The following is a 26,674-nucleotide window of genomic DNA, read 5'->3' on the forward strand; positions in this document are numbered from 1 at the left end:
ATTCCAGGGTGCTACGGGTACTCCTGCCACACAGTTGTTCGAACCGTTCGATCGTTCGACACCCCGTCATCCCGAACTCTCGGGCACGTCGTTCATCGTCGCCGTCGCAGAATCGTTGTGCGATTCTGCGATCCGTCAGTGCGGAGCGCTGACGGCGGCATTGAAGAAGGAGGACTTGCCGACGGAGGGGTTGCCGACGAGTCCGATCCGGTAACTCGTACTCAGTATCCCTTCTGGACGGGGGGCCTAAACGGGTTTCTGTCCGGTAGCCGCGTGGTATATCCATCCCTGCCACAGCGTCGTCGCCGCTCTCGCTGATCCGACGAACAGGTCAGACCCGCAGTCGCCCGCGACTCGAGCCTATTCGAGAACAGTAGCTAACGCGTCCATCGTCCGATCGACGCGGTCGACGCGCGCGTTGTGACCCATGTGACCGATGCGGAGGATATCGTCCTCGAGGTCGCCGAGTCCGGTCGCGAGGACGATATCGTGATTCTCGGCGAGCGTTCGCTGCAGGGCCGTCGCGCTCTCGCCGACCTCGAGCGCGGTCACGGTCGGCGACGGCGTCGCCTCGTCGGGGTACAGCGACAGGCCGAGATCCGCGGCCCGCTCGCGACAGCGCGCGGCGGCGTCCTCGTGGCGCTCGAAGACCGACTCGAGGCCCTCCTCGCACAGCAGGTCGGTCGCCGCGTCGAGCCCGTACAGGTTCGACGCGAGGTGCGTGTAGGGGAACCACTCGTCGGCGGCGGCGTCGCGCCACGGCTCGAGGTCGGTGTACAAACTGTCGGTCTCGAAGGACTCGATCTTCTCCCACGCGCGGTCGCTGATCGAACAGACCGTCAGTCCCGGCGGCGCGCTGAAACACTTCTGGGACGCGCCGAGGCAGACGTCGATCCGGTCGGTCGGCACCGGCGTCCCGCCGAGCGAGGAGACGGCGTCGACGACGCTAATGACGCCGTGTTCCTCGAGCGCGTCGAGAATGGGCTCGATATCGTTCACCGTGCCCGTCGGCGTCTCGCAGTGGACCAGCGTTGCCACGTCGAACGACTCGTCGGCGAGCAGGGCCTCGACTCGCTCGCGATCGAGCGGGTCCCGCCACGGGGCGTCACAGACCACGGCCTCGCCGCCGGCCATGTCGACGAAGTCCGCAAACCCCTCGCCGTAGAGGCCGTTCGCGATGCACAGCACTCGATCGCCCGGTTCGACCAGCGAGGCGACGGCGGCCTCGAGACCGAGGATGCCCTCGCCGCCGAGGATCGCGATGTCGTCGTCGCCGTAGATCGCCTCGAGTTTGGCCGTCAGGTCGCGGTAGAACTCGAAGAACGCGGGTTCGACATCGGGATTGGGCGTCGGCTCGCTCATCCGTTCGCGGACGGCTGCGGGCACTTCCGTCGGCCCGGGGGTCATGCGCAGTCGATCGTCGCTCATACGCGGGACACCGGCGCGTTCGGCCATAAAACCACTCGAGACGACGGCCGGTCCCGTTCGAGCGGGCCCGGGAAAACGGGTATCAACCCGGCCGTCGTCGGGTACACCGAGTCCGCCATGGCTGACCCTGACCCACGGTGCGCTGCGGGCGACCGGACGATCTCCCATCCCGCATTCGCCGCGCTGTACGATCGGTTGCTGCCGGATCGATTCCTGATCGGCCCGCACCGCGAGTACCTCGCGGCCGACCTCTCCGGGCGCGTCCTCGATCTGGGCGCGGGCAGCGGCCCGATGTTTCCCTACGCCGCCGACGCGGGCGGAGACGACCTCGCATACCACGCGGTCGAACCGGACCCGAACAGGCGACGCCGGGCCGCCCGCAAGGCAAAGCGCACGGACTTGTCGGTCACCCTCCGCGACGCTCGCGGCGAGTCGCTGCCCTACGCCGACGACAGCTTCGATGTCGTGCTCTCCGGGCTGGTCTTCTGTACCATCGGCGACCCCGACGCCGCGCTCGAGGAAGTCGCCCGCGTCCTGCGGCCGGGTGGGGAACTGCGCTTCCTCGAGCACGTCCGCAACGACGGCTGGCGCGCGCGGGCCCAAGACCGGCTGACGCCGCTGTGGGAACGGGCCGCCGGCGGCTGTCAGTTGAACCGCGAGACGGTCGCACGCTTTGTCGGCCACGACGCGTTCGGCGTGCTCGAGATCGAGCGGACCGGCGTCGGAATCTTCCCGGTGACGCCGGTCGTCCGCGGGCGGCTCCGACGGCGGGACGGGGAGTTCTCGATCCGGTAGCGGTTCTCCGATCGGACCGCCACGGACCCGTGGGAGCCGATGAGCCGCTGCCAGTGGGACTGTCGGACATACTCGAGGAGATCTAGTGCCGATCGACGATTTTCCTGCGACCCGCTCGCGGCTGCCAGTTGCCAATCGCGACGCTGGGTCCGTCTTCGGGCTCGAGCGGCCGACGAGTTCCGCCGTGGTCGTCGAAGAAGAGGGTGATCCGCCCCGTTACCGAACCGTATCCGGAATCCGCTCGATGACGTCCGTCGCGACGACACCCGAGCCGTACTCGGCCGTCGCGAGTTCGCCGCTCTTGCCGAGGATCCACGCGCCGAGTTCGGCGGCCTCGCGGCGGACCATCCCCTGACCGAGCAGCGACGCCACGATCCCGGCCAGCGTATCCCCGGTCCCGGCGACGGTCATCGCCGACGTTCCGGTCTCGTTTTCGATCCGTTCGCCCTCGGCGACGATCTCGTCGACGTCTCCCGTGAGCGCGATGACCGCTCCCGTCTCCTCGGAGAACGCCTCGAGCGAGCCGTAGGCCTCGTAGATCGGATCGTCCTCGGAGCCACTGGGCGTCAGAATCGCGTTCGAGAGGTCGGCCTCGAGGGCGGGTTCGATCGCCAGCGCGTCGATGATGGTCGGCACCTCGATGCGCTCGACCGCCTCGCGAACCGCCTCTGGTTCGGCGTCGACGAGGCCGGGACCGATCACGACGGCGTCGGCCCACTCGCTGACCTCGACGGTCCGTTCGACGGCACCGTCGGAAAACGCCTCGTCCCCGTAGTGGTCGACGAGTAGGTTCGGCGAGTGACCCGCGACGATCTCGTAGATCGGTTCGGCGACGAACGCCCGGACGTGATCCGAGCCCGTCCGGAGCGCCGCCCGCCCCACGAGTGCGGGCTGGTTCGGATACGCGACGCTCCCGGCGACGATCCCGACCCGGCCGTTGTCGTGTCCGGACTCCTCCGAGACGTTCGAGAGCGTTTGCTGGAGCCGTGCCATACGCACCGTCCCGAACGACGCCGTGTAGGCGTTCGGCAGGCGAATTCCGGTCCGCCATCGCTGCTCGATCCGGCTTGCGACCCCGGCGTGTGCGACGCAAGCCCATAGTGCGTTGCCGTCGTAGTTCCGACGGACCATGTTCGACGACAGAACCGACGCCGGCGACCGCCTCGCAGCGGCCCTCGAGGCCCGCGGGCTCGAGGCCGACGTCGTCCTCGGGATTCCCCGCGGTGCCCTGCCCGTCGCGCGGCCGGTCGCCGACGCGCTCGGAGCCGACCTCGACGTGGTCGTGGCGCGCAAGCTGGGCGCGCCCCACAACCCGGAGGTGGCGCTGGGCGCGGTCGCCAGCGACGGCAGCGTCTGGTACAACGACGACCTGCTCGAGCGGGTGAGCCCCTCCGAGGAGGACCTCGCTGAGATCCGGGCTGAGGAGGCCAAAAACGCACGCGAGAAAGTGGATCGGTACCGCGACACGGACGGTCTGCCCGATCTGGAGGGACAGCGAGTCTTGATCGTTGACGACGGCGTCGCGACCGGCGCGACCGCAACTGCCTGTCTCCGACAGGTCCAGGAGAGCGGGGCCGACTGGGTCGGGCTGGCCGTCCCCGTCGGCTCCCCGCGGTCGATGGACGCCCTCGAGCGGGAGGCCGACGATGTGATCGCGCTGGAGACGCCCGCCGACTTCCGCGCCGTCGGCCGGTACTACCGCGATTTCGGGCAGGTGACCGACGAGGAGGCCCTCGAGTACCTCGATCGGGAGTAGGGGGCCGCCTCGAGTGCCGACGGGGTGCCGCGCGCCGTCGAATGCTGCTGGCGAATCCAGTCGTTCCCGGTAGGGGCGTAGAAAGACCGCTCCGGTCGCGCCCGCTGCGACCGACACCCGTTCACCGCTCGAGTTCCTACGGGACCTATGCGCGTTGCCGTCACCGTCGACGACCGGGAGCCGGCCGGGCTCGTCGAGGCGGTTCGGTCCCACCCCGACGTGATCGAGGTCACCGTCGAACGGCTGGCGACCGGCGACCTCGCGATCGACTCGGTCGGTATCGAACGGAAAACGCCCCGCGACTACGTCACCAGCGCCATGGGTCGGGGCGGCTCGGACCTCGCGGATCAGGTCGAGCGGATGGCCGCCGCCTACGACCACTCGTACGTCTTGCTCGAGGGGGATTTCGCCGACCTCGAGTCGCTCCGAACGAACGTGTCACCGGCGTCGATCCGGGGGTCGATGGCATCGATCACCGCCCGGCAGGGAGTGCCGGTCATCCCCTGTACGGACCGCACGCACCTGATCGACTTCGCGATCCGCCTCGGGCGAAAGCACGCGGAGAACCCGACGAATCAGCAGCTTCCGGTTGGCTCCGTTCCCAGCCGGCGCGAACCGACGACCAAGCGGATGTACGGCTGTATCGAGGGGATCGGCCCCGAACTCGCGGCGACGCTGTACGACCGGTATCCGACCGTCGAAGCGCTGCTCGAGGCGAGGATCGACGAACTCACGGGAATCGACGGGATCGGGCCGACCCGGGCGGAGACGATTCACGCCGCGTTCCGAGACGACGGCCCGTGAGAGAAAAGTGGGCGTTGGTACCTCCCGAAGCGTCTACCGGCAGTCCTCGAGCGAGACGGCGTCGGCCTCGCTCATGGCGATCCAGCTGTCGTCCCGAGCGATGTTCGCGACGACGAGATGCGGGTTTCCGTCGATCTCGTCGACGGCTGCGACGACATCTCCTGCCTCGTCCGATCGGCTCCCGATCGACCCTACTTCGGGCATCATAGTCGGAAATAACACGCCACCGATCATGAATGTATCGATACGTGCCGGATAGGTGGTTGAATACTCGAGAAAATTCGATATACTTCTGTATATCCCAAATCAAATCGGAGAGAAGTTAGACGGGGGTGCGGCAGGAGCGAACTGCCCGTCCGAATCGTCGGGTCGTCAGGCGACCTTCGACCACACGTTTCGGAGCGGAAGCCACTCGTTCTCGGCTCGAGCGCTCCGAAGGAGCGTTACTCGTCAGCAACGACCGACCGGACGTGCCCGACGGCACCGCTCTTGAGTTTGACGTGCGGTCCCTCGGGGTCGTCGCCGTGGATCGTTCCGATCTCGCCGATGATCGGCTCCGTGTCCTCGGATTTAGGGTCCGCGTCGTCCTGGACGATTTCGACGGTGATGCCCTGTCGGAGTTCCTCGGCGGTCGGTCGGTCGTTCGACATAGATGGTGGTGGGCCGGGTATCTCGAAAAACGTAGTGCCTGCATTCGACCGTTCAGTTCGGGGCCCCTCTCGAGGCCGCGATCCGTCGCTTGCGAGCAGTTCTCGGCCGTCGAACCGGTCGCCGTATCGCCATTGTCCGAGCGTCTGAATCGTATCCCACCGGATGGCTTATCCGACTGTGTCCAGTCTCTGTTGGTAGCAACCGACGTGGGCTGAGCGACAATCTCACGCTCTCCCTGCCGTCCGACCCGCCATCTGACGGTCGCGCGACAACTGGGTGACAGCGGTGCCGAACGATCGACTGCGACCCAACAATCTCACATGAGTAAACCGATACAACCCGCCGAGGACGACGTTCTCGGACTCGAGACCGGCCTCGAGGCGCTGCAAGCGAGTCCGGAGTTTCGCGGTCCCGTCGAACCGGTCGACGAACACGACTCGTACGATCATCTCGCCCTGCTCTACGAGACGCAAGCCGAGCAGTTCGCGACGGTGATTCCGTACGTCAAACAGGGGCTCGAGCGCGGCGAGCGCTGTCTCTACATTGCCGACGAAAACGAGACCGGCGCGGTCCTCGCGGCGCTTCGCGACGCCGGTGTCGACGTCGACGGCGCGCTCGAGTCGGGCGCGCTCACGATGCACACCGCACAGGACTCCTACCTCCGACACGGCGAATTCGATCCCGACGACATGATCGCGTTCCTCGCCGACGCGATCGAAGAGGCCGAACACGAGTACGCCGGACTCCGGATCGCCGGCGAGATGACGTGGGTGTTCGGCGACGACCCGCCACTCGAGGCGCTCATCGAGTACGAGGGAAAACTCAACCGCGTCCTCCCGGAGGAAAACGGGATCGCGCTCTGTCAGTACAACCGCGAGCAGTTTCCCGCGGAAACCGTCCGCGACGTGATCAAGACCCACCCCCACCTGATCTACGACCAGACGGTCTGTCAGAACTTCTATTACACGCCGCCAGAGGAGTTCTTCGGGCCCGATCAGCCGGCGCGCGAAATCGACCGGATGATGGGCACGCTGCTCGATCGCACCGAAGCCCGCGCCGAGTTACAGCACAACCAGCACCACCTCGAGCGGCAAAACGAGATCACGGCCGATCCAGACCGCTCGTTCGACGAGAAGCTACAGGCCCTCTTCGATCTCGGCTGTGATCGCTTCGACCTCGAGATCGGAGCGATGGCCCGCGTCGACGCCGACGAGGACCGGTTCGAACTCGAGTCCGTCAGCGACGAGTACGGGCAGTTCCGACCCGGAATCGAACTCCCGCTCTCGGAGACCTACTGTACCGCAGTCACCGAAATCGAGAGCGCCGAGAGCGTAACGGAGCCGTGTGCGGACGGCTACGGCGACAGCACCGTTTACGACGAGTTCGGGCTGCAAGCGTACCTCGGCACCTACGTCCCCGTCGAGGGCGGGGACGATCGGACGTTCTTCTTCGTCTCCCCGGAGCCGCGATCGGAGCCGTTTACGGACGACGAGCGGACCTTCCACCGTCTGCTGGGCCAGTGGGTCAAGTATCAACTCGAGCAGGAACAGCGGGAGTTCCACGAGCGGACGCTGTACGAGATCGCGGCCGACCCCGACCGCTCGTTCGACGAGAAGCTACAGGCCATGTTCGAACTGGGCTGCGAACGGTTCGACCTCGACCTCGGCGGGCTGGCGCGCATCGATCCGGCGACCGACTCGTTCGAAGTCGAGGCCGTCAGCGACAATCAAGCCCATTTCACGCCCGGCGCGCAGGCACCGCTCTCGGAGACCTACTGCCGGTTGACCGTCGGCGACGAGCCGACCGCCGGCGTAACCGACCCCGTCCGCGCCGGCTTCGGCGACGCGATCGCCTACGACGAGTTCGGCGTCGAAACGTACCTCGGATCGCGGATCGAACTCGAGAACGAACCCGATCGGACGTTCTTCTTCGTCGCCTCGGACGCCCACGACCGAGCGTTTACCGACGCCGAGCGGACGTTCCACCACCTGATGTCCCAGTGGGTCCAATACGAACTCGAGCGAAAGCAGCGCGAACGAGCCCTCGAGGAGTCGAACGAGCGCTTAGAGCAGTTCGCCCACGCCGCTTCCCACGACCTCCAAGAGCCCCTGCGGATGGTCACGAGCTACCTCCAACTGCTCGAGGCCCGGTACGGCGACGCCTTCGACGAGGACGGCGAGGAGTTCCTCGAGTTCGCCGTCGACGGGGCCGAGCGCATGCGCGAGATGATCGATAGCCTTCTCGAGTACTCTCGCGTTTCGACGCGGGGCAATCCGTTCGAATCGGTCGAGTTAGAGGTGGTGCTCGAGGATGTCCGTGCGGATCTGCAGTTCCACATCGAGGAAAGCGACGCGAAAATCGAGACCGAACAGCTCCCTCGGGTCAAGGGCGACGCCAGCCAGTTGCGGCAGGTGTTCCAGAACCTGTTGTGTAACGCGATCACGTACTCGGGCGAGGAGCCGCCGCGGGTTCGGGTTAGCGCCAAACGGCGAAGTCGGGAGTGGGTGATCTCGGTCCAGGACGAGGGGATCGGGATCGATTCCGAGGATCACGAGCGGGTGTTTACCGTCTTCGACCGACTCCACGGTCGCGAGGAGTACGAAGGGACGGGGATCGGCCTCGCGCTTTGCCAGCGCATCGTCGAGCGCCACGGCGGCGACATCTGGGTCGACTCCGAGCCCGGCGAGGGTGCGACGTTTTCGTTTACGCTTCCCGTCGCGTGATCGCGGCCGCGACCGTCGCCGTTACTCGTCGTCGAACTCGAGGGCGACGGAGTTGATGCAGTAGCGCTTGCCGGTCGGTTCGGGGCCGTCCTCGAAGACGTGGCCGAGGTGGCCACCGCAGTTCGCACAGACCACCTCGGTCCGGCGCATGCCGTGGCTGGTGTCGGTCCGGGTTTCGACTCGATCGTCGTCGACGTCGTAGAAACTCGGCCAGCCACAGTCGGATTCGAACTTCGTCCCGGATTCGAACAGTTCGGTGCCACAGCCGGCACACGCGTAGGAGCCGTCTTCTTTGTGGTCGACGTACTCGCCGCTGAACGGGGCTTCGGTGCCCGCCTCGCGGAGGATGCGGTACTCCTCGTCGCTCAGTCGCTCGCGCCACTCGTCGTCGCTCGTCGGGGCGTGATCTGACTCGTTGCTCATGAGTTTCGATAGGGTCGAGACACTCAAGAGTCTGTCTGCACGGACCCCCGTGCTCTGGCTGTATCGTCCCGTCGCTGTCGCCGCCGTCGTCGCTATCACCGGCTGGTAATGATGTCTGTGCTCTCGCAGTTCGGACACTGGGTCATCCGGCCCAGTTTCGGGACCTCGATCCGCCGCCACTCGTCGTCCCCGCCCGGCGCTTCGAACCCGCAGTTCCGACACCGCGACCGTCCGTGGGTGATTTGATCGCTCACCATGGCTCGAACTATGTTATAATCACACATAGGTATTTGTTCGGCTGCGGACGACCGTCGCCGATCCCAACGGGTTCCGCGACCGGTCGCTGCGAGACGACCGATCGCGAACACAACCACGGGTGACAGGGACGTGGACTGTGCGATCCGGTTTCGATCGGAGATCTCCTCGTCGAGTACCGCCGTCTCCGAGCGCCCGCCGCCGGCCGGATCGGTCTCGTTACCGCCGGAACCGGCGCTCGGATCGTCGCCGGAGCGGCTCAGTATCCCGGCACGCCTGATCTCCGTGGGGATGGTCCACGAAGGGCTATATAAATGTTTGCTGGCGTTATAGTTATATAGAACGACAGGTTCGCGATCGGCACCTGTGGCCGCTTCAGCGACGGTCACCGCGGTTGTCACCGCCGATAGCGGCCGACTGAACATAGTGAGGGGATGTTATTTTATATGCGTCTGTCGTATGAGAGACATCCGGTCGCCATCGGCAGGGTCAACGAGGAGAGAATGCAACAGGAACACATCGACGCGGGCAAGGCGATACAGAAACGAACCGGGAAGACGTTCTATCTCGCAACGCGGTTTCTTCCCGAGCGAGTGCGACACGCAACCCACGTCCTCTACGCGTTCTTCCGGATCGCGGACGAAGTCGTCGACGACGCCGACGACGTCTCGCCGGAGACACAGCGGGCCCAGCTCGAGGACCTCCGAGCACAGGCGCTCGGCGAGCGCGAGCCCGACGATCCGGTGCTCGAGGCGTTCCAAGAACTCCGGGAACAATACGGGATCGATGACGCAGAGATCGAGACGTTCATCGACGCGATGGCGACGGACATCGAGACGAGCCGGTATGACACCTACGGCGAGCTCGAGTCGTACATGCGGGGCTCGGCCGCTTCGGTCGGCGTGATGATGACCGCGATCATGGAGCCGGAGGAAGCGGAGACCGCCCTGCCCCACGCGGTCAAACTCGGTGAAGCGTTCCAGATGACGAACTTCCTCCGGGACGTTCGCGAGGACGTCATCGAGCGCGATCGGATCTACGTTCCGCTGGAGACGCTCCGAGACCACGGGGTCGACCCCGCCCAGATCGAACGGCTCGAGCACTCCGAGTCGTTCGCGGCGGCGATGGCTGCCGAACTCCAGCGGACAGAGGAACTCTACCGCGAGGGCGTGGCCGGCATCCGGTATCTGCCCGAGGACTGCCAGCTCCCGGTCTTGCTGGCCGCGGTCCTCTACGCGGAACACCACGCCGTCATCCGCGCACAGGAGTACGACGTGCTCTCCCAGGAGCCGTCGTTATCGACGGCTCGGAAGCTGTGGTGTCTCGCCAAGACGCGCTGGCACTGGCACTGGAACCGCGACCCCGAGGCGGTGTTTCAGCGGGTCTCGGCGGTGCCGGCCGGCGAGCGCGATCGACTGGGTCCGGAACACGGCGACGGCGTTCCGACCCGGTAGCGATCGGCCGCATATCAATCCCCACGATATAGTGGCTATCCGTTCGTTGTCCCCGCGACCGAACGTCGAGCTATGTCCACGAAAGCGAACTCCGACGCACTCGACGAGGAACGACAGATGGCGAAAACGACGGCAGTCGGCCTCGGCGTGTGGCTCGCGCTGACGGTCGCCGCCGTGGTGTTGTTGCTCCTCTTCGGCGACGTCATCTCGAGTCTGTTCGTCTGATCGACCGTCGATCCCCGCCCGCGGCCCAGACCGTGCGGGTCGCCGCCGCGGGCTACTCGGAGATGTCGTCGGTGGTCAGCGCAGTCGTCTCGGCGACGATGAACTTCGCCAGTTTGCGCTTTGAGTGGTCGGCGAACAGGTGCTCCTCGAGTTGCTGATCGGCGGCCGGCGGTTCCCGGCAGACCGGGCACTCGATCGGTTCTCTGGTAGCCATAGGTTGATAACACGCCTTGAGTGGAAAAACGGACCGCCGGCATGTTCCTCCCGTCAGTTTCCGAGACCTTCGGCGTCGCGCTTGTCCCTCCCGAGCGCGACCGACTCGACTCCCCTCACCGCCGGGACCGTCCCGTCGGCAGCGCCGTCCGAATCGCCTCGAGATCGTACCGCTCGGTCCGGAGGAGGCCGAGACAGAACAGGCCGGCGACGCCGGCGGGCAGCCAGTTGCCGTAGAGGGCGTTGATCGCGCCCCAAAGCAGGACGAAACTCACCAGATCGTCCAGCGCGAACTCGCAGGTCCGAACGCGCTCGAGCAACGGGGCGCGGTCGAACGCCAGCTCGACGAGGACGACGGCGACGGTTCCCGAGAGGAGCCAGCCCCAGTAGTTCGAGGCGGGAACGCCGTAGTAGCCCCCCGGCGGGACGTACGTCCAGAACCCGATCGCGACGGCCGCGGGATCGAGCACCAGGTCGACTGCGATGACAGTAGCGATAGCGGCGAGCAATCGAGGGACGACGTGTCCGACCCGCTCGCGGAGGACCAGCAGCGTGAGCAGGTAGGCGTTCAACACCAGCGGGACGAAAAACAGCGGCAGCGCGAGGGGCACGTCGCCGCCGACCATCGGCCCGAGCCGGATTCCGTACTCGAACACGCCGTAGGGCCAGCCCGTCTGCACGCCCACGAATTCGATGGCGTAGGTGTAGCCGGTCAAGACGGCGAGAACGGCGACCGCCCGGCGGTCGATCCGCGGCAGCAGGGCGACCACGAGCGGCGAGCGCATCACCAGCGTCCCGAACAGGATCAACAGCGGGTTGTACGCCAGCGGGTCGGGGAGCCATCCCTCGGCGCTCCCGACCAGCGTCACCGCGCCGACGATCGGGAAGACGACCGCGATCGTGAATCGGTTCTCGCGGACGAGCGCCTCGAGTCGACGCTGCACCGCGGCTCGGGTGCCGTCTGCGTCGAGATCGTCCCCCTCGAGTCCCCGATTTGAATTCGTACTCGAGGACGAGCGATCCGGCTCTCTAGCCATAGAACAGCCTCCAGAGGCCGCCCATCGTCAGGAACGCCCCCACGACGGTATTGATCGCGGGGAACCACCAGTAGGCGCGGTCGACGGCGACGCTCGCGGTGGCGATCGCGGCCACGAGCGCGGGGTATACGAGCATGAGCGCGCCCAGCCGGACATCAAGCGCGCCGAAGGCAGCCGCACTCGCGAGCCAGCACGCACCGCAGTAGGCGTAGGTTCGTCGCTCGCCGAGCACCGTCGCGGTCGTTCGAATCCCCGTCTCGCGGTCGGGTGCGATATCAGGGATCGCCGAGAAGGTGTGCATCCCCATGGCCCACAGCCAGCCGCCTGCGAGGGTCAGAACCGGCGGCTGCGCGCCGGTGACGGCGGCGTAGGCGGCCGCGCCCGGCGTGATGTAGAGCCCGTTCGACACCGAGTCCAGCAGCGGCGTCGTCTTGAACCGGACCGGCGGGGCGCTGTAGGCCGCCCCGAGGACGAGGAAGGCGACGAGCCACGGGATCGCGGCCGTTCCGACGAGGGGGGCAAAGAGCAACGGAAGCGCGGCACAGAGCCCGACGGCCGCAGGAACGTATCGCTGTCCCCGATAGCGCGCCTCCCGATCCTCTTTCTTCGGATTCGCCGCGTCGATCTCCTGGTCGTAGATATCGTTGATGCCATAGAGGAAGACGTTCGCCGGCAGGAGGAAGTAGGCGAACAGCGCGATCGCGGCGGGCGCGAGCAGGTCGCCGACCGTCGTCGCGGCGTAGGCCGCCCCCACGAGAACGGGGCCCGCGAGGTACAGCCAGAATCGCGGCCGCGAGAGCGTCAGCAGGTACGACAGTCGCCCGCCGACGCTCGCCTCCCCCTCGGTTGGCGGCGACGGGGTCATCGATGGGGGCTCGAGCGTACGGTGCGGTCGGTTCGATGGGCCGGTCGATCGGTCCATTCGTCCCGACCGTCCCGTCGCAGCTCAGTCACGGTCGGCTCCCGTCCCCGTGGTCCGCGAGCACTTTCTCGGCGGTCAGTTCGCCGCTGATGAGACACATCGGGACGCCGATCCCGGGCGTGGTGTCGCCGCCCGCGAAGTAGAGCCCGTCGACCTCCGTCGATCGATGCGGCGGCCGGAAGAGGGAGGTCTGGCGGAGAGTGTGGGCCAGTCCCAGCGCCGTGCCGCCGTAGCTGTTGTACCGATCGGCGAAGTCCGCGACGGAGAACCGCTCCTCGAGGACGATCCGGTCCCGCAGATCGGTCCCGGTGTTTGCGGCGATGTCGGCGAGGACGCGGTCGCGGTACTCGTCGCGGATTTCGGGCGTGTCCTCGAGGCCGGGCGCGATCGGCACGAGGACGAACAGGGCGCTGTGGCCGTCGGGCGCGACGTCGTCGTCGGTTTCGGAGGGGACACAGCAGTAGTAGGCGGGATCGTCGGGCCACTGCGGGTCCTCGAAGATCTGGTCGAAGTGGGCTTCCCAGTCGGTCGGCAGGACGAGCGTGTGGTGGGCGAGGTCGTCGATGTCGCCCTCGACGCCCAGATAGAGCAGGAACGCGGAGGGGGCGTAGGTCCGCTCGTCCCAGTAGTCGGCGTCGTAGCCGCGCCGTTCGGGGGTCAGCAGTTCCTGCTCGGTGTGGGCGTAATCGGCGTTGCTGACGACCAGATCGGCCTGCACGGGCCCCGTTGCGGTCTCGACTTCGAACCCGCCCGTGCGGCCCTTGATTTCCGTCGCCGGGCGATCGGTGTCGTACTCGACGCCGAGTTCGCCCCCTAACTCCGAGATACCGTCGATGACCGCACCGATGCCGCCGTCGGGATACCAGACGCCGAGGTTGAAATCGACGTGGCTCATCAGGTTGTACAGCGCCGGCGTGTTCGTCGGCGAGCCGCCCAGAAACACCAGCGTGTACTGCATGATCTGCTGGAGTTTCGGATGGTCGAAGTAACCCTCGACGTGGCCCTGCATCGACCCCAGAAGCGAGAGGCCGCGGACCTGTCGGGCCACGTCGAGGTCGATGTAGTCCCGCAGGCGCTCGCGGTCCTCGTAGACGAAGTGTTCCATCCCCACCTCGTAGTTCTCCTTTGACTTCTCGAGGTAGCGCTCTAAGGCGTCGCCCGCGCCGTCCTCGTACTCCTCGAAGACGGCTTTCGTGCGCTCGAGGTCCGGCGTCACGTCTACCTGATCCCCGTCTTTGAAGAAGATCCGATAGTGTGGATCGAGGTGCTCGAGGTCGTAGTACTCGCTCGGCGTCCGGCCGAAATCGGCGAAAAACCGCTCGAAGACATCGGGCATCAGATACCACGAGGGCCCCATGTCGAACCGAAAACCGTCCTTCTCGAGGCGGCTCGCCCGGCCGCCGACCTGTTCGTTCTTCTCGATGACGCGCACGTCGGCACCCGCGTCCGCGAGATAACAGGCCGTCGAGAGCCCACCGATGCCGCCACCGATTACGACGACCGACTCACCGGCCAGCGATTCCATGGTCGACCGTGAGTATCGGGCCGCTGTTAAACATGTCTCATACATAGGTAGGGGATCCGACCGGTTATCGGGGAGGGTCACGGCGTCGGCTCGGCTGCCGTCCGTGGGGCGATCGAAGCGGCGGTTCGTCGGTCGGAGTCGAAGCCCCGCCATCCCCGGTGGCTTCCTGTAGCTCGGACCCGTAGGGCTCCTATGGACGAAACGACAGTCGTCGTGACCGGCGGCACACGCGGCATCGGCCGCGCCGTCGCCGAGGCGTTCGCGACCGAAGGTGCTACCGTCGTCGTCGGCGCTCGAGACGCCGACGCGGTCGCAACGACCGTCGATGCCCTCGAGCACGCGGGCGGAACGGCGGGCGGCCATCGGACCGATGTACGGGACGAGTACGACGTGGAACGGCTGACCGAGACCGCCTCGCGGGCGGGACCCGAGTCCGGTATCGACGTCGTCGTCCCCGCAGCGGGTATCTACCACGGCGAGCCGGGGCAGACCCCGACCGACGGCGAATCGTATTCGGCCTTCGACGACCACTGGCGGACGAACGGCCGCGGCGTGTACGCGACGATCAGGGAATCCCTGCCGCACCTGACCGACGACGCGCGAGTGCTCGTGCCGACGGGCTCGGTCGCTCGAGACGGAACCGAGGGGTACGGCTCCTACGCGATCTCGAAGGCGACGGCGAAGGCGGTGGCTCGCGGATTCGCCGCGGACACCGAGTTCGTTGTGGGCTGTCTGGATCCCGGTACCGTCGCGACGGCGCTCTCGGGCGAGATCGGCCGCGGCCCGGACTCCGTCGCGCCGATGTTCGTCTGGGCGGCGACCGAGGCGGACCCGACGACGCTCGACGGGGAAATCGTCGGACTTCGGGAGTGGAAGCAAGCGACCCGGTGATGCGAGGCGACTAGCAGCGGGGTTCAGTTAAGCGGACTCGAGGAGTCGACGAGCGTATCCACTACGCGAACAGTCTTGCGGAGAAATCTAGTTGGAAGCGAACCCGCTACCGGGGATCAATCGATGTGGCCTTCGCGACGCAGTTGATCTGCGTCCTGGCCGGTGTAGCGCCATTCGATGGTGGCCTTCTCGTCTTGCCAGTCCCACGGCTCGGCGACGACGATGTCGTCTTGCTCGATCCAGGTCCGGTATTTCATGCGACCCGGAATGCGGCCGAGTCGCTCCTCGCCGTCCTCACAGCGGAGGCGAACGTGGTTGCCACCGAGGTGTTCGGTTACGACGGCGAATACTTCATCGCTGTTGGGCATACGGAGGTTCCGTCGCCCGGAGTCTTCTGACACAGGTTTACTACGTGCGGCAGCCCTTTAAACGCTTGGAGAGACATGGTATCTCTCCCCACAGTGTTGTTTGTCTATGTATCAGTCAGCGATCTCGACTGAACGGTCGCCAGCTCGTCTCGACCGCAGCCAGACCGATTAGAGTTCCCGGTCCGAGTCCGGGTTCTCGAGTTCCCACAGTAATTCCGGCAGAAAGGCCTCGAGATTGTCGATAACGCTTCGCTCGCTGACGTTCAATCCCTCACAGTGCTCGTGGGCCGACTCTCGAATATCGACGTGGAGGTCGCCGTCCTCGAGCCAGACCCCCAGCGGGAAGACCGAACACCGGGTGGGTTTCCAGTCCTCCTCGAGATGCAGCGAACAGAGGCCGTCCTCCCGGAGGAACGCACAGGCCGACCCGTCCTCGGCGACGTGGTCGTCGCGGTCTTTCCCCTCGCGGGTGACGAACTTCTCACCGCGGAACTCCGTCGTCGTGTCGGCGAGGTTCGCCCGCTGGGCCAACTCGAGGAGATCCCGATCGTAGAGGAGCACGCCGTGGTGACAACACCACGTGCAGTCGTCGACGCACTCGAACGTGAGTTCGGGATCGAACTCGACGACGACCTCGCGGTCGGGATAGACTTCGACGCGTCGCGTGGCGTCAGCGCTCACGTGTCGTCGGTGGGTGGTCTCCGTGAAGTGCCTTTCTACCCGTCTCCACGAGTAGTGGCGCTGTTCACGAGGGGGTCTCGATAACCACTTCGAAAGCCCCTGACGCTCTCGAGTCGTGTCGCTCGCTGCGCCCTTCCCTCGGTCGCTCACACGTTCGCTCCCCCGGTCCAGTGCTTGCGTCGCGAACCCTCCTCGAGAGCGTCAGCCCCTTTCAGTCCCGCCCGGCGGTGGATCGGTCAGGATGCTGTTCCACGTCCCAGTTCGCTGTTCTACGTGCGAACCGTGTCGTCCTCGAGCGCCAGCCTGTCCCGCTCGCTCGAGTCGACGATCGTGTTCCGGAGCGTGCCGACCCTCTCGTAGGTAATTTCGACGGTGTCGCCGGGGTCGACGAGGCCGGGGTTGGCGGGGCTGCCGAAGGAGATCACGTCGCCGGGACGGAAGGTAAAGCGGCGGGAGAGGAAGGAAACGATCTCGGCGGGCTCGAACAGCATCAGTTCGGTGTTCGCCTCTTGGCGGCGCTCGCCGGCTACGTCGGTGTACATCTCGATGTCGGTCGGATCCACGGCGGTTTCGATCCACGGGCCGAGCGGGCCGGAGGCGTCGAACGCCTTGCGGGCCGTGCGGCCGCCCTGGTCGAGCGCGTCCATATCGTTCAGGATCGTGTAGCCGCGGACGACGTCGGACACCTCGGCTTCCGAGACGTTTCGACAGGGCTCGTCGATGACGGCCGCGAGTTCGCCCGCGTAGGTCACTTCGTCGCTGAACCCGGGGTAGGGGACCGGGTCCTCGTGGCCGACGAGCGACGCGGGCGGCTTGATGAAGAAATCGGGTTCATCGGGTCGTTCGTACTCCATCTGGTCGAGGGTCTCGGCGAAGTTGCGCCCGACGCAGTACAGCGCCGAGGGCTCGCAGGGCGGTAAAAAGTCCGCGTCCGATTCGACCTCGTAGACGCCGTCGTCGGTGTGCACGACGCCGTCCTCGTACCGTCCGGCGACCGGTCCGTCGTCCGTCGCGATCCGCGCGAGTTTCATTGTCGGCGGTCTCGGTTCCGGCGGATTAGTGGTACCGATTCCGTTCGAGACGACATCGATGGGACCATCGCGGAGGAGGTCAGTCTGGGGCGGTTCCGATCCTCGAACGGGCCTCGAGCGGCGGCTAGCAGGGCCGTCGGGTTCGGATCGCGACCGCCGGGCAGGTGCAGGGACAGTCTATACCCGCCTGTCGGGCGGATCGGGAACTACATGTCCGCACACTTCACCGACGACGACGAGGGAAAACGAGTTGTCAACGCCAACGGCGACGAGATCGGCATCGTCCAGTCTGTCAGCGGCGGGACCGCCCACATCGATGCCGATCCCGGAATGACAGACACGATCAAATCGAAACTCGGCTGGGGCGACAGCGACGAGGATACCTATCCGCTCGAGGACGACCACGTCGAGTCGATCACCGACGACGAAGTCCACCTCCAGCGCCTCTAAGCGGCGGTGCCGACGAAAACACACGAGCCACCTCTTTTCGGACCGAACCGACGGAGAGCACTGCCACTGCCGGAACGGCCATCGAACGGGCGAGTTCGGGCCTGCTCGAGAGCGATCCGACGCCGTCGCTCCGCTCGCGCAATGGTCGACTCGAGTGGCCACACAACGGCGGGTACAGCGGGGTCAGTCCTCGATCAACAGGTACGTTCGGCCGCCGCGGTGTTCGAGCGAGACGTCGTCGGTGTCGACGTTCGAGCGCACGAATTCGTCGATTCCCGCCGCGTGTAGATCGGAGACGTCGATCCGCCGGCGCTCTCCCTGTCGATGGTCCGCGCGGTCGCCGGTCGACCGAGATGCGTGTCGGTTGCTCCCCTCATCGCGGTCGCGTCGTTCGTCGGTCCCCTCGACGGCCAGTTGCATACCTCTCAGTTGGACTGATAGTACGTCAAACTGACCCGTCTGGAGTGAAAGTGAAAGTACGGGAGAGCGGATGCCTCGAGAAGTGACGCCGGTTGTCCGGATACGACCGATCGCGAGTCACGGACCCGTCGCCCGCGTTACCCGAGCGGTTTGAGTTCGACGCGGTGTGGGCCGTCGTCAGTCTCGAGCGCGACCGAGTCGACGATCGCCTCGCGGGCCCGCGCTTGCCACTCCTCGACGGCCTCGACGTGGCGGTCGCGGGCGCGATCGGTCGCGTCCGGATCGGCCGCATCCGCGTCGGCAAGCGCCGACTCGAGGTCGGGATAGTCCGCGACGACCTCGTCCGCGATGATCTCGGTCGGCGAGAGGTGGATCGCGCCGGTCAGTTCGGTGTCGTCGACGCGGTAGACGTGGATCCGGGCGCGCATCCGGCCGTGAAACGGCGGGGTTACCCGGAGGACGGCGTCACCGGGGTTCTCCCGGCCGTAGACGAATGCGTCGACGGCGTCGTCCGGCGACAGCGCGATCGAGCGAATCGCTCCCGGGTCGTCCTCGCCCGACTGGTCGTCGGTGCCTGACGGATCTCCCATCGGCCGCCGGTTGGTCTCGAGGCGGGTTAACTGTCTGGTTCGAACCGCCGCCGTGTGACGGATGTGATCGATATTTCGCACTCGAACCTCGTCCGAAGATTATTGTGACTAAAACGACATGCTGCCGTATGGACTGGGCCCTCCGAATCCGGAAGGACGTTCCACCCTGGGTACTGAAACTCGTCTTGATCGTAGCTATCCTGCTGATCGCAGGCCTGCAGTACGTCGGCGTTTTGTAGCCGCCTCCGAACCGTCGCTATCCATCTCCCGCCGGTCACTCGAGCGGGGGCCGAAACACGTCGGCGCGCTCGGCCGTCGAAACCCCGTAGGGCGCGTCGACGACCGAGTCTGGAGCATCCGAGTCACGCTCGGCGTAGTGGGCCCGGAGCGACGCCCGAACGGCGTCTCGCACGCAGGCCCGCGTCGCCGCACCGACCTCGGTGCCGCTCCCCGAAAATTCCGTCTGCGGTCCATCCGGGTCGTGGCCGACGATGACCGCGTCGGTGGTCGTGCCCGGAAACCCGGTTTCGGCGAGGAGCGTCGCCGCCTTCGCCTCCGCGGCGACCGCGATCAGGTTCGCCAGCGCGCCCGGCGCGAGCGCCCGCGTCGTCCCCACGATGACGTTGACGGTTCCTCGGCCCTGCTCGAGTCCGGATTCGTCGGCTTCGGGTCCGTCACCGCCAGACGCCGCGGAACGCGACTCGACCGGTAACGCGGCGGGGTTCGACATCCCGGCGGTCGCGTAGGCCGTCACGGGACCGCGGCGAGCGCCGCGCGCATCGGCGACGTCGACGCCGGTCAAAAGTGCCGGGCTGGCCGTCTCCGAAGCGGGCGTCTCGAACCCCGCTCGCTCGAGGCGGTCGTCGACGTAGGCCTCGAGATCCGTGCGGTCCCAGCCCTCAGGAACCGAGATGTTGTACGCGCAGTCCGTGACGCGGCGGCCGCCGTTCCAGCCGGTCGAGAGCCATTCCGTGTTCGGCCGGCGAACGCGGAGCACGCCGTCCCGTCGGACAACATCGAACTCCGGGTCCCGATCCGTGTCCGCGTCGGTCATCACTCGGTCTCGCCGTTAGCGTCCTCGCGGTTGCGTACGCCAAGCGCCGCGAGCAGCCGGTCGTTCGCCCCGCGGTCCTTGACCGCGACCCGGACGTGGGAGTCGAGCGCCCGGAAGGTTGTCGCGTCGCGGATCGCGACGCCGGCCGCCCGCGCGTCATCGATCACCGTCGCCACGTCGCGGTCGCCGACGTCACAGAGGAGGTAGGGCGCGTCCGATTCATGGACATCGAATCGCTCGCCAAGCGCGTCGCGCATCCGCTCGCGCTCGAGCGCGACGCGAGCGCGCGTATCGCGAACGAACTCTGCTTGTCGCAGACAGTGGGCACCGACCCGCGCCGCGGGCGTCCCGAGCGACCACGCGCGTCGTGCCGTCGCGAGCGCGTCCCGGCGCTCGCCCGACGCGACGGCGAAGCCGGCGCGGAGCCCCGGCAGACCGAACAGTTTGGTGAGCGAGCGCGCGACGACGACGTTCTCCCGCTCGAACTCGGCCGCGGACGGGCGGTCGGTAAAGCCGAGGAACGCCTCGTCGACGAGCAGCGTCGTGTCGGCGTCGGCACACCGAGCCGCGAACGCCTCGAGCGTGTCCGGATCGACCGCGTCGCCGGTCGGATTGTTCGGCGTGCAGACGACGGCGAGGGCACACGCCTCGAGCACGGTTGGCCCCATCTCGAACAGGTCGTCGTAGCGGACGAACCGCGGCTCGGCTCCCTGTAGCTCGACCTCGCGGGCGTACTCGCCGAAGCTCGGGTACGGAACGAGCACCTCGTCGCCCGGTTCGAGCGCGGCTTCCATCGCGAGGCGAATCGCGGCCAGCCCGCCGGGCGTGGGGATCACCCGCGCCGGATCGCAGCCGACGAACGCGGCCGCGGCGGCCCGGTAGTCGGGGTAGTCGTCGTCGGGATAGCGACGGGATTCCTCGAGTGCGGCCGCATATACGTCCCCGACGCCGTCGGGCGTTCGCGGGTTGGTGTTGGCGGAGAAGTCCAGCAGGTCGCGGTCCGTCTCGCCGCCGTGGGGGACCCGCGATCCGGTTCGAATCGAGTCAGGGTTCACGGTCGCCCTCCGACGCGCCGTCGCCAGCGTTGCGCTCGGTGTTCGATTCGTTCTCGCCGTCGTCCACGTCACCGTCGATTCCGAGGCGGGTACAGACCGCCTCGAGCCGGTCCCTGACTGCGTCCATCTCGCCGTCGGGGACGAGCGAGAGCGCGCCGCCCATGCCGACGCCCTCCTTGGCCTCGCCGGCGCAGTAGCGGGCCATCGCGACGTGTTCGCGGTCGTCGAAGCCGGGGTCGGTGACGATGAGATCGCAGTCGAACCGTTCGCAGGCCTCGGGGAGCCGCTCGCCCTGCTCGTCGGCCACGAACGAGGTGGTCGCGATCGACAGCGGCGCGTCGATCCCGGCGTGGCGCAGGGCGGCAGCGACGGCGACCATCTGGGTCCCGCCCGCGAGCGTCACGTCGGTCCCGGACTCGAGCGCACCGGCCGCGATTCCGGCCACCGTCGGCTGGACGGGATCGCCGACGGCTGCGATCGCCGCGAGCGGCTCGCCCGCACAGTCGCCCGGCTCGAGGTCGCTCGCGGCCAGCGCCTCGTTGACGACCCGCCGTTTGCGCTCGATCGGGTTCGTCGGCAGCGACGAGGAGACGCCGGCGGATTCGCCGAGCGCGGTGAGGACGCCGAGCGCGGTCGTCGTCCCGCCGGGGACGGTCTCGCCGATCATGACCCGGTCGTCCGGCAGGCCCGCGCCGTAGTCGTAGGCGCGGTCGAAGGCGGCGTGTGCGTCCGGCACGGCCGCTTCGTCGCGGATATCGGTGCCGGGACTCCCGCCGAGGTCGACCGTCGGCGCGGCCGTCGACCGGGTGAGTCCCGCATCGATCACGGACACGTCGAAGTCGACGACCTCCCGCACCGCGCGGGTCACGGCCGCGGGCGTCGGACAGCCGTTCGGGCTCACCGGCGTCACCGGGGACATGACGGGCTCCCCGTACTCGAGGATCTCGACGTCCGCCGAGGGTGTGTGTTCCATTAGTTCGGGGGCGGCTCCGGCGGCGCTGATGCCGTCGATCAGGGCCGTCTCGGTCGTTCCGGCGGGGAGGAGCAGCCGCATCTCAGCGGCCCTCCCCGTCATGATCGCGGTCCCGCAGCAGTCCGGCCGCGAGACGGGCGTCTTCCAGTCGGTTCACGTTCGTCGCCAGTCGCGAGTCGTAGTACACGTCGGTCATAGTCGTTGAATCGTCGGTCGTGCCGACAACGTTGACCCCGGTCGGCGCGAGGTGGTCGGCGGCCTCGAGTCGCGTATCGATACTGACCCCGAGTCGCCGCTTGAGCGCCACCGGGACACAGACGGTCCGCGAGGCGTTGCCGTCGCCGTGGGCCGCGAGTATCCGGTCGACGACGGGGGCCTCGAGCAGCGGCAGGTCCGCGGCGACGGTCAGCACCGGCGGTGAGATTTGTGGGTCCTCGAGGACGCTCAGCAGGTCGGTCACGTAACCCTCGCCGGCCGTTTCGATCGCCGCGACGCCGTCGGTCGCCTCGAGCTGTGCTCGCGTCGCCGGCGCGTTCGGCGAAACGGCGGCGTACACCGTCTCGATCGCGCTCTCTCGCAGGGCCGCCAGCACGCGGTCGACCATGGCGGTCCCGGCGATCGGGTGCAGCGGCTTCTCGTGGGAACTCTCGAGGCGGGTCCCCTTTCCGCCGCACATCACAACAGCGTCCACGCGATCACCCCCAGGTGGACGCCGGCGACGCGGCCGATCTCGTTCGCGGCTCCGAAGATATCCCCGTTGAGCCCGCCGAGATACCGGTTCGCCCAGTACCACGGGAGACCGATGCCGGCGACGGCTCCGCAGAGGGCGACCGCGCCGGGATGGGGCCAGACGAGCGTCGCCGCGGCGAGCACGACGACCACGGGGACGAAAACCGAGCCGCTGCTCGCCCCGTCGGTGAACTGTTTCCCCGTGCCGTCGTACGCCGCCCGTCCGTAGCTGGCCATCAGCCCCATCCCGAATTTCGTCCCGATTTCGGCTCCGACAGCGACGCCGATCGCCGTTCCGACGGGGAGACCGGCCAGTCCGAGCCCCCCGAGCGCCAGTCCGGCGACGGTGATCGAGACCGCAAGCAGCGCGCCGACGCCGGTCGTCGTGTCCTTGAGCACCTCGCGGCGGCGCTCCGCGTCGCCGTGGACGACCAGCGCGTCGCCCAGATCCGCGACCCCGTCGAGGTGGTGGATTCCCGTGACAACGTACACCGACAGCAGGTAGCCGAGCGCGACGGTCGGCGCTGGAAGCGTCCCGGCGGCGAGCAGCGGCACCGCAGCCAGCGCGCCCGCGACGAGGCCGACGATCGGAAACGCCGCCGGCGTCGCTCGGAAGGCCTCCCAGTCGCCGTCGCGGAACCCGACCGGCAGGCGCGTCAGGAACCCGAGCGCGCCGCGGACGGCCCCGATCCAGCGACCGATCGCGGTCACGGTGTCACCACCCCGGAGGTGGCAACCGCCAGCCCGATCGCAAGGACAAGCGAGACGACAGCGCCCCGGCCGACCACAGTAACAGCGTGCTCCCCATCCGCCAGCGACGGGAGGTCCGCGTCGGGATTGAGGACGTAGACGCCCGCCTTCTCGAGGCGGACCGAGAGCGCGCAGGCGAGCGTCGCCATCGGCCAGCCGGAGTTGGGCGACGGCGGCACCCGCGCCCATTGCCAGGCGCGAGCGAGCGCGAGCGGGTCGGCCGCGGCGACCGCGATCGAGACGGCCGCGACTCTGGCGGGCAGGAGCATTACGAGGTCGTCCAGCCGCGCGCTCGCGGTGCCGATCGGTTTCGAGGGGTAGCCCAGCATCGAGTCGAGCGTGTTGACGCCCTTGACCCACGCGGCGGCCGCCGCGGCGGCCGGCAGCGAGATCGGCGCGAGGATCGCGAACGGCAGCAGTGTCGCGACCAGCCCGTCAGCGAGGTTCTCGGCCGCACTTTCAACGGCCGCACTGCGGAGTTCGCCGGCCGGGAGCGTCGCCGTGTCCCGGCCGACCAATCCGCGAACTCGCTCGCGGGCGCGCTCGAGATCGGCTTCGTCTGCGGTCGCTCCGACGACGTCCTCGGTGAGCTCGAGCAGCGAGCGCAGACTGGTCGTCAGAAAGAGCACGAGTGCGGCGGCGATGCCGCCGCCCATCGGGTGGACGAGCCCCGCGACGAGGACGACCCCGCCGGCGACGGCGGCCGGAACGAGCGGAGCGACGGCGGCGATCGCACCGCCGACCAGTCGCTGGCGGCGCTCGTCGTCGCTCCACGCACGATCCACGGCCCCGACGAGGCGGCCGAACCACGCGACCGGATGGACGGCGGTCGGCGGCTCGCCGAGCAGCAGATCGAGACTGAACGCGAGACCGATGACCGAAAGCGTCGTCAGCACGCCCTCCTCGCCTCCATGCTGTCCTCGGAATGGAGCCGCGCCGTCATGACTGCTGTTGTTCGCCGGTGTGCAACTGTGCCGGCACATCCGCGAGGGACACGTCCTCGAGCAGCAGCGCCGTGCCGCTGAGATCCTCGATCCCGCCGTCGGTGTGCGGATCGTCGCCGACGTGGATGAGATCGGCGGGGGAAACGCCGAGTTCGTCGGCGGTCAGTTCGAAGATTTCCGGCGCGGGCTTGCGCCAGCCACAGCCGACGCTCGTGACGATCGCGTCGAAATCGTCGCGCTCGAAGGCCGACCTGACGAGAGTGCGACCGACCAACTCCGGGACGCTGCAGTTCGAACAGATCGCGACCGGACCCCGCTCGCGGGCAGCCGCGACCGCCTCGAGCGCGCCGTCTCTGGTCTCGACGACTGGATCGAACGCCGCGACGACCGCCCGTCTGGCCGCGTTTCGGTCGTAGTCGACGCCGCGGCTCGCGAGGGCACGGGAGACGTGGGCCGGGAGCGGTACTTCCGCGCCGTCGGGCGGGTCGACGTGGGGTTCCGTGTAGGCCACGTCCCAGTCGTCCGGGATCGCGACGTCTCGCTTTGCGAGTTCGGCCGCGACGGCCGCGGCCGGGTCGTCCGGACGGTCGGCGGTCACCAGCGTCCCGAAGAGATCGAACGATACTCCCACAACAGTGTGACTAGCACAACTCGACTTTAATTTCGCGGTCTCAGGGCGCGGGGTTGTTTGGACGGTTTTGTGCATACCCCTTTTCGGACCGAGCCGCCAGCAACGGGTACGATGATTCGACGACACGCCCCGATCGGTTCCCGACACGTAACCGCCGTTGGACGGGCGGTTCGGACCTGCGCCGACGCGGTCGGCTCCGCGGGCGCGGGTCGACGCGACGAGAGTGCGACGAACCGAGCCAAGCAGCGACGCGAAGAACGAGCGGGACGACTCGAGGTCACGAGCCGATCTGCAAATAGCGAGGCCTCCGGCGATGGGGAGGACACAGGATCGGCTGGCGACGGATCGGACGGCGGATCGTCGCTCGCCAACGGGGCCGTCGATCCGGACGACGGCCCGACGAGCAGGGCCGAGATCCTCGAGTACGGCCTCACGCCCGAGGAGTACGTTCGCGCGGTGCTCGTCGAACACGGCGGTCGGCTCAAACAGCAGCGCTTTATCGACCGCTACGGCTGGTCGCGCGCGACGCTCAGTCGCCTCCTCTCGGATCTCGAGGACCGCGACGTGGTCGAGCGCTATCGGATCGGTCGCGAGAAGGTCGTCTGTCTCCCGGCTGCGGTTCCCGACTCGGTGTGCTGACTCCTCGTCGTGGCACGCTCGAGTCGTCGTCGAAAATAAAACGAATCGAACCGCGGGTCTCAGACGGTCTCCTGTACGTCGTTCCCGGCGCAACCCCGACGCTCTGGGGTTGCGCCGGGAAATCGGTACCGCAACCCGTCTCAGTCCAGGCGGGCGAACGCGAGGTTGCCCGAGATGTTCTTGATGTAGATGTCGACGACGTCGCCCTCGTCCGCACCGGGGACGAAGATCGTGTAGCTGCCCTTCTCCGCGACGCCGTCGCCCTTTCGGCCGGTGCCGGTGATTTCGACCGTGTAGGTCTGGCCCTCTTCGACGGCGTCTTGCTGTTGTTGCTGCTGACTGCTGGTCGAGCGCTTGGTGACGGGACGGAACGCACCGCAGGCGTCACAGCGCAACATCGGGGTGCGGTCCTCGCGGACGAGGCGAGTGTCGGGCAGGCCACACTCCGAACAGAGGACGTATTCGTCGACGTAGGCGTCGATCGCCGCGTCGAGGTCCGTCTGCGAGAAGGTCCCGTTGTACCGGCCGCGGCCGTTCTCGAGTTTGCCGCTGGTCCCCAGTTCGCGCTGGATGAACCGGTGGAGGTGCTCGGTGTCCCGGGAGAGCACGTCGGCGATCTCGTCGAGGTTCGTCACTCGCGTGAACGCGCCGTCTTTCTGTGGCTCCGGGTCGGGAATCTGTAGCCGCTGTTCGTCGCCCCCGATATCGGGGACGTCCTCCATCGCTCGGTCGAGACTCGATTCGTAATCCATACGCGAGAACAGGCGACGCGAACGTAAATCCGTTCTGCTATCACGTTCCGCCCGACGGCGCGCCGACCGGCGGGCGAGCGACGTCGACGGCCGCTGCCGTCGACTCAGTACGTGCCGCCGCCGCTCTCGCTGAGCGAGCCCTGTGCCTCGTCGTCCAGTTCGTCGAGGTCGCGTTCGGCGTTGGCCTCGTTGGGGCTGCCCGCCTCGCCGGTGATTTCGCCGTAGACTGCTTCGCGGACCTCCTCGGGCGAATCATACTGCTCGCCGGCCAGCCGGTCGAAGACGCTCCCCAGCGACTCCGTCTCGTTTGGCATGTCGATCGGCTCGTTGCCGTACTCCGCGGCGATCTCCTCGCTAGTGATCGGATACTCCATCTCGCCGAGGTGGCGTTCGACATCCTCGAGGATGGATTCGGTGTGGTCGGCCCGCTCTGCCTTGCGTTGTTCGGCCCGGTCCTGGACGCGGTCGCGGCTCGGTTCGTCGCTCATAGCCGGAGCTATCATCA

The 26,674-nt window shown here is 67.4% G+C and carries 34 protein-coding genes; 9 read left to right on the plus strand and 25 right to left on the minus strand.

Going from position 1 to position 26,674, the window contains the following annotated elements:
- Nucleotides 1–135: 135 nt before the first annotated feature.
- Entirely contained in the window at nt 136–225 is a 90-nt protein-coding gene (locus C489_RS23040; RefSeq protein WP_449289382.1) for a GTPase, read from the minus strand.
- 135 nt (nt 226–360) lie between these two features.
- On the minus strand, nt 361–1,428 hold the full coding sequence (locus tag C489_RS10280) for a pyridoxal-phosphate-dependent aminotransferase family protein (protein ID WP_049890780.1): 1,068 nt from the start codon (nt 1,426–1,428) through the stop codon (nt 361–363).
- Between the two features lie 117 nt (nt 1,429–1,545).
- On the opposite strand from C489_RS10280, the gene C489_RS10285 reads away from it, so the two are divergent.
- Nucleotides 1,546–2,223: a class I SAM-dependent methyltransferase gene (locus tag C489_RS10285; protein ID WP_006431180.1), complete on the plus strand. Its 678-nt coding sequence runs from the start codon at nt 1,546–1,548 to the stop codon at nt 2,221–2,223.
- A gap of 216 nt (nt 2,224–2,439) precedes the next feature.
- Here the strand turns inward: C489_RS10285 and C489_RS10290 are convergent, their stop codons facing one another.
- Nucleotides 2,440–3,216 (minus strand): NAD(P)H-hydrate dehydratase, encoded by a 777-nt coding sequence (locus C489_RS10290; RefSeq protein ID WP_049890781.1) that lies wholly within the window; start codon nt 3,214–3,216, stop codon nt 2,440–2,442.
- Between the two features lie 136 nt (nt 3,217–3,352).
- Here C489_RS10290 and C489_RS10295 point away from each other — a divergent pair, with 136 nt between their 5' ends.
- Nucleotides 3,353–3,979 carry a phosphoribosyltransferase gene (locus C489_RS10295; protein WP_006431182.1) on the plus strand — a complete coding sequence of 209 codons (627 nt, stop codon included), beginning with the start codon at nt 3,353–3,355 and terminating at the stop codon, nt 3,977–3,979.
- A 147-nt stretch (nt 3,980–4,126) separates the two neighbouring features.
- Nucleotides 4,127–4,783 carry an ERCC4 domain-containing protein gene (locus C489_RS10300; RefSeq protein WP_006431183.1) on the plus strand — a complete coding sequence of 219 codons (657 nt, stop codon included), beginning with the start codon at nt 4,127–4,129 and terminating at the stop codon, nt 4,781–4,783.
- A gap of 33 nt (nt 4,784–4,816) precedes the next feature.
- On the opposite strand, the gene C489_RS22155 is transcribed toward C489_RS10300, so the two are convergent.
- Entirely contained in the window at nt 4,817–4,990 is a 174-nt protein-coding gene (locus C489_RS22155; RefSeq protein ID WP_169331185.1) for a DUF7556 family protein, read from the minus strand.
- Nucleotides 4,991–5,226: 236 nt separating this feature from the next.
- On the minus strand, nt 5,227–5,433 hold the full coding sequence (locus C489_RS10305) for a DUF2196 domain-containing protein (RefSeq protein ID WP_006431185.1): 207 nt from the start codon (nt 5,431–5,433) through the stop codon (nt 5,227–5,229).
- A 321-nt stretch (nt 5,434–5,754) separates the two neighbouring features.
- Between C489_RS10305 and C489_RS10310 the strand changes: the two genes are divergently transcribed.
- Nucleotides 5,755–8,157, plus strand: coding sequence for an MEDS domain-containing protein (locus C489_RS10310; protein WP_006431186.1), 2,403 nt, complete (start codon nt 5,755–5,757; stop codon nt 8,155–8,157).
- A gap of 21 nt (nt 8,158–8,178) precedes the next feature.
- On the opposite strand, the gene msrB is transcribed toward C489_RS10310, so the two are convergent.
- Nucleotides 8,179–8,580, minus strand: coding sequence for a peptide-methionine (R)-S-oxide reductase MsrB (msrB, locus tag C489_RS10315; RefSeq protein WP_006431187.1), 402 nt, complete (start codon nt 8,578–8,580; stop codon nt 8,179–8,181).
- Nucleotides 8,581–8,675: 95 nt separating this feature from the next.
- On the minus strand, nt 8,676–8,837 hold the full coding sequence (locus tag C489_RS22160) for a hypothetical protein (protein ID WP_006431188.1): 162 nt from the start codon (nt 8,835–8,837) through the stop codon (nt 8,676–8,678).
- Nucleotides 8,838–9,338: 501 nt separating this feature from the next.
- Here C489_RS22160 and C489_RS10325 point away from each other — a divergent pair.
- Both C489_RS10325 and C489_RS22165 read left to right on the plus strand, forming a co-directional pair.
- Nucleotides 9,339–10,289, plus strand: coding sequence for a phytoene/squalene synthase family protein (locus tag C489_RS10325; protein ID WP_006431189.1), 951 nt, complete (start codon nt 9,339–9,341; stop codon nt 10,287–10,289).
- A gap of 72 nt (nt 10,290–10,361) precedes the next feature.
- Nucleotides 10,362–10,514 carry a hypothetical protein gene (locus C489_RS22165; RefSeq protein WP_006431190.1) on the plus strand — a complete coding sequence of 51 codons (153 nt, stop codon included), beginning with the start codon at nt 10,362–10,364 and terminating at the stop codon, nt 10,512–10,514.
- Between the two features lie 52 nt (nt 10,515–10,566).
- Here C489_RS22165 and C489_RS22170 read toward each other — a convergent pair whose 3' ends face one another.
- From C489_RS22170 to C489_RS10340, 4 genes are all read right to left on the minus strand, one after another.
- A complete protein-coding gene (locus C489_RS22170) occupies nt 10,567–10,728 on the minus strand; it encodes a hypothetical protein (RefSeq protein ID WP_006431191.1) in 162 nt (53 codons plus the stop codon).
- 115 nt (nt 10,729–10,843) lie between these two features.
- Nucleotides 10,844–11,764 (minus strand): bisanhydrobacterioruberin hydratase, encoded by a 921-nt coding sequence (cruF, locus tag C489_RS10330; RefSeq protein ID WP_006431192.1) that lies wholly within the window; start codon nt 11,762–11,764, stop codon nt 10,844–10,846.
- Nucleotides 11,757–12,629 carry a prenyltransferase gene (locus C489_RS10335; protein WP_006431193.1) on the minus strand — a complete coding sequence of 291 codons (873 nt, stop codon included), beginning with the start codon at nt 12,627–12,629 and terminating at the stop codon, nt 11,757–11,759. The genes cruF and C489_RS10335 overlap by 8 nt, the downstream gene beginning before the upstream one ends.
- An 85-nt stretch (nt 12,630–12,714) precedes the next feature.
- Nucleotides 12,715–14,364 carry a phytoene desaturase family protein gene (locus tag C489_RS10340; protein WP_338041762.1) on the minus strand — a complete coding sequence of 550 codons (1,650 nt, stop codon included), beginning with the start codon at nt 14,362–14,364 and terminating at the stop codon, nt 12,715–12,717.
- Between the two features lie 39 nt (nt 14,365–14,403).
- Here C489_RS10340 and C489_RS10345 point away from each other — a divergent pair, with 39 nt between their 5' ends.
- On the plus strand, nt 14,404–15,102 hold the full coding sequence (locus C489_RS10345) for an SDR family NAD(P)-dependent oxidoreductase (RefSeq protein WP_006431195.1): 699 nt from the start codon (nt 14,404–14,406) through the stop codon (nt 15,100–15,102).
- 116 nt (nt 15,103–15,218) lie between these two features.
- On the opposite strand, the gene C489_RS10350 is transcribed toward C489_RS10345, so the two are convergent.
- From C489_RS10350 to C489_RS10360, 3 genes are all read right to left on the minus strand, one after another.
- A complete protein-coding gene (locus tag C489_RS10350; RefSeq protein WP_083902798.1) occupies nt 15,219–15,503 on the minus strand; it encodes a translation initiation factor eIF-1A in 285 nt (94 codons plus the stop codon).
- Between the two features lie 135 nt (nt 15,504–15,638).
- Nucleotides 15,639–16,151 (minus strand): YkgJ family cysteine cluster protein, encoded by a 513-nt coding sequence (locus tag C489_RS10355; RefSeq protein WP_006431196.1) that lies wholly within the window; start codon nt 16,149–16,151, stop codon nt 15,639–15,641.
- Nucleotides 16,152–16,420: 269 nt separating this feature from the next.
- The gene (locus C489_RS10360; RefSeq protein ID WP_006431197.1) at nt 16,421–17,182 is read right to left on the minus strand and encodes a fumarylacetoacetate hydrolase family protein; all 762 of its coding nucleotides are present in this window, start codon (nt 17,180–17,182) and stop codon (nt 16,421–16,423) included.
- 210 nt (nt 17,183–17,392) lie between these two features.
- On the opposite strand from C489_RS10360, the gene C489_RS10365 reads away from it, so the two are divergent.
- On the plus strand, nt 17,393–17,632 hold the full coding sequence (locus C489_RS10365) for a hypothetical protein (RefSeq protein WP_006431198.1): 240 nt from the start codon (nt 17,393–17,395) through the stop codon (nt 17,630–17,632).
- 183 nt (nt 17,633–17,815) lie between these two features.
- Here C489_RS10365 and C489_RS10370 read toward each other — a convergent pair whose 3' ends face one another.
- From C489_RS10370 to C489_RS10410, 9 genes are all read right to left on the minus strand, one after another.
- Complete coding sequence (locus C489_RS10370) at nt 17,816–18,052, minus strand: hypothetical protein (RefSeq protein WP_006431199.1); 237 nt, start codon at nt 18,050–18,052, stop codon at nt 17,816–17,818.
- A 137-nt stretch (nt 18,053–18,189) separates the two neighbouring features.
- Nucleotides 18,190–18,642, minus strand: coding sequence for a hypothetical protein (locus tag C489_RS10375; protein WP_006431200.1), 453 nt, complete (start codon nt 18,640–18,642; stop codon nt 18,190–18,192).
- Between the two features lie 274 nt (nt 18,643–18,916).
- Nucleotides 18,917–19,696, minus strand: coding sequence for an adenosylcobinamide amidohydrolase (locus tag C489_RS10380; RefSeq protein ID WP_006431201.1), 780 nt, complete (start codon nt 19,694–19,696; stop codon nt 18,917–18,919).
- Complete coding sequence (locus tag C489_RS10385; RefSeq protein WP_006431202.1) at nt 19,696–20,751, minus strand: pyridoxal phosphate-dependent aminotransferase; 1,056 nt, start codon at nt 20,749–20,751, stop codon at nt 19,696–19,698. The genes C489_RS10380 and C489_RS10385 overlap by 1 nt, the downstream gene beginning before the upstream one ends.
- Entirely contained in the window at nt 20,741–21,805 is a 1,065-nt protein-coding gene (gene cobT / locus C489_RS10390) for a nicotinate mononucleotide-dependent phosphoribosyltransferase CobT (protein ID WP_049890773.1), read from the minus strand. Before cobT ends, C489_RS10385 begins: the two co-directional genes overlap by 11 nt.
- 1 nt (nt 21,806) lies before the next feature.
- Nucleotides 21,807–22,400 (minus strand): GTP--adenosylcobinamide-phosphateguanylyl transferase, encoded by a 594-nt coding sequence (locus tag C489_RS10395; protein WP_006431204.1) that lies wholly within the window; start codon nt 22,398–22,400, stop codon nt 21,807–21,809.
- A complete protein-coding gene (gene cobS / locus C489_RS10400; RefSeq protein WP_006431205.1) occupies nt 22,400–23,164 on the minus strand; it encodes an adenosylcobinamide-GDP ribazoletransferase in 765 nt (254 codons plus the stop codon). The genes C489_RS10395 and cobS overlap by 1 nt, the downstream gene beginning before the upstream one ends.
- Complete coding sequence (cbiB, locus tag C489_RS10405) at nt 23,161–24,099, minus strand: adenosylcobinamide-phosphate synthase CbiB (protein WP_006431206.1); 939 nt, start codon at nt 24,097–24,099, stop codon at nt 23,161–23,163. Before cbiB ends, cobS begins: the two co-directional genes overlap by 4 nt.
- Nucleotides 24,100–24,142: 43 nt before the next feature.
- Complete coding sequence (locus C489_RS10410) at nt 24,143–24,778, minus strand: HAD family hydrolase (protein WP_006431207.1); 636 nt, start codon at nt 24,776–24,778, stop codon at nt 24,143–24,145.
- A gap of 111 nt (nt 24,779–24,889) precedes the next feature.
- Here C489_RS10410 and C489_RS10415 point away from each other — a divergent pair, with 111 nt between their 5' ends.
- Nucleotides 24,890–25,417: a helix-turn-helix transcriptional regulator gene (locus tag C489_RS10415; protein ID WP_006431208.1), complete on the plus strand. Its 528-nt coding sequence runs from the start codon at nt 24,890–24,892 to the stop codon at nt 25,415–25,417.
- Between the two features lie 140 nt (nt 25,418–25,557).
- On the opposite strand, the gene C489_RS10420 is transcribed toward C489_RS10415, so the two are convergent.
- Together C489_RS10420 and C489_RS10425 are read right to left on the minus strand one after the other, a co-directional pair.
- Complete coding sequence (locus tag C489_RS10420) at nt 25,558–26,169, minus strand: translation initiation factor IF-2 subunit beta (RefSeq protein ID WP_006431209.1); 612 nt, start codon at nt 26,167–26,169, stop codon at nt 25,558–25,560.
- A gap of 104 nt (nt 26,170–26,273) precedes the next feature.
- Nucleotides 26,274–26,657 (minus strand): DUF5789 family protein, encoded by a 384-nt coding sequence (locus C489_RS10425; RefSeq protein WP_006431210.1) that lies wholly within the window; start codon nt 26,655–26,657, stop codon nt 26,274–26,276.
- Between the last annotated feature and the right edge of the window lie 17 nt (nt 26,658–26,674).

The organism is Natrinema versiforme JCM 10478 (assembly GCF_000337195.1).
Taxonomy (GTDB): Archaea; Halobacteriota; Halobacteria; order Halobacteriales; family Natrialbaceae; genus Natrinema; species Natrinema versiforme.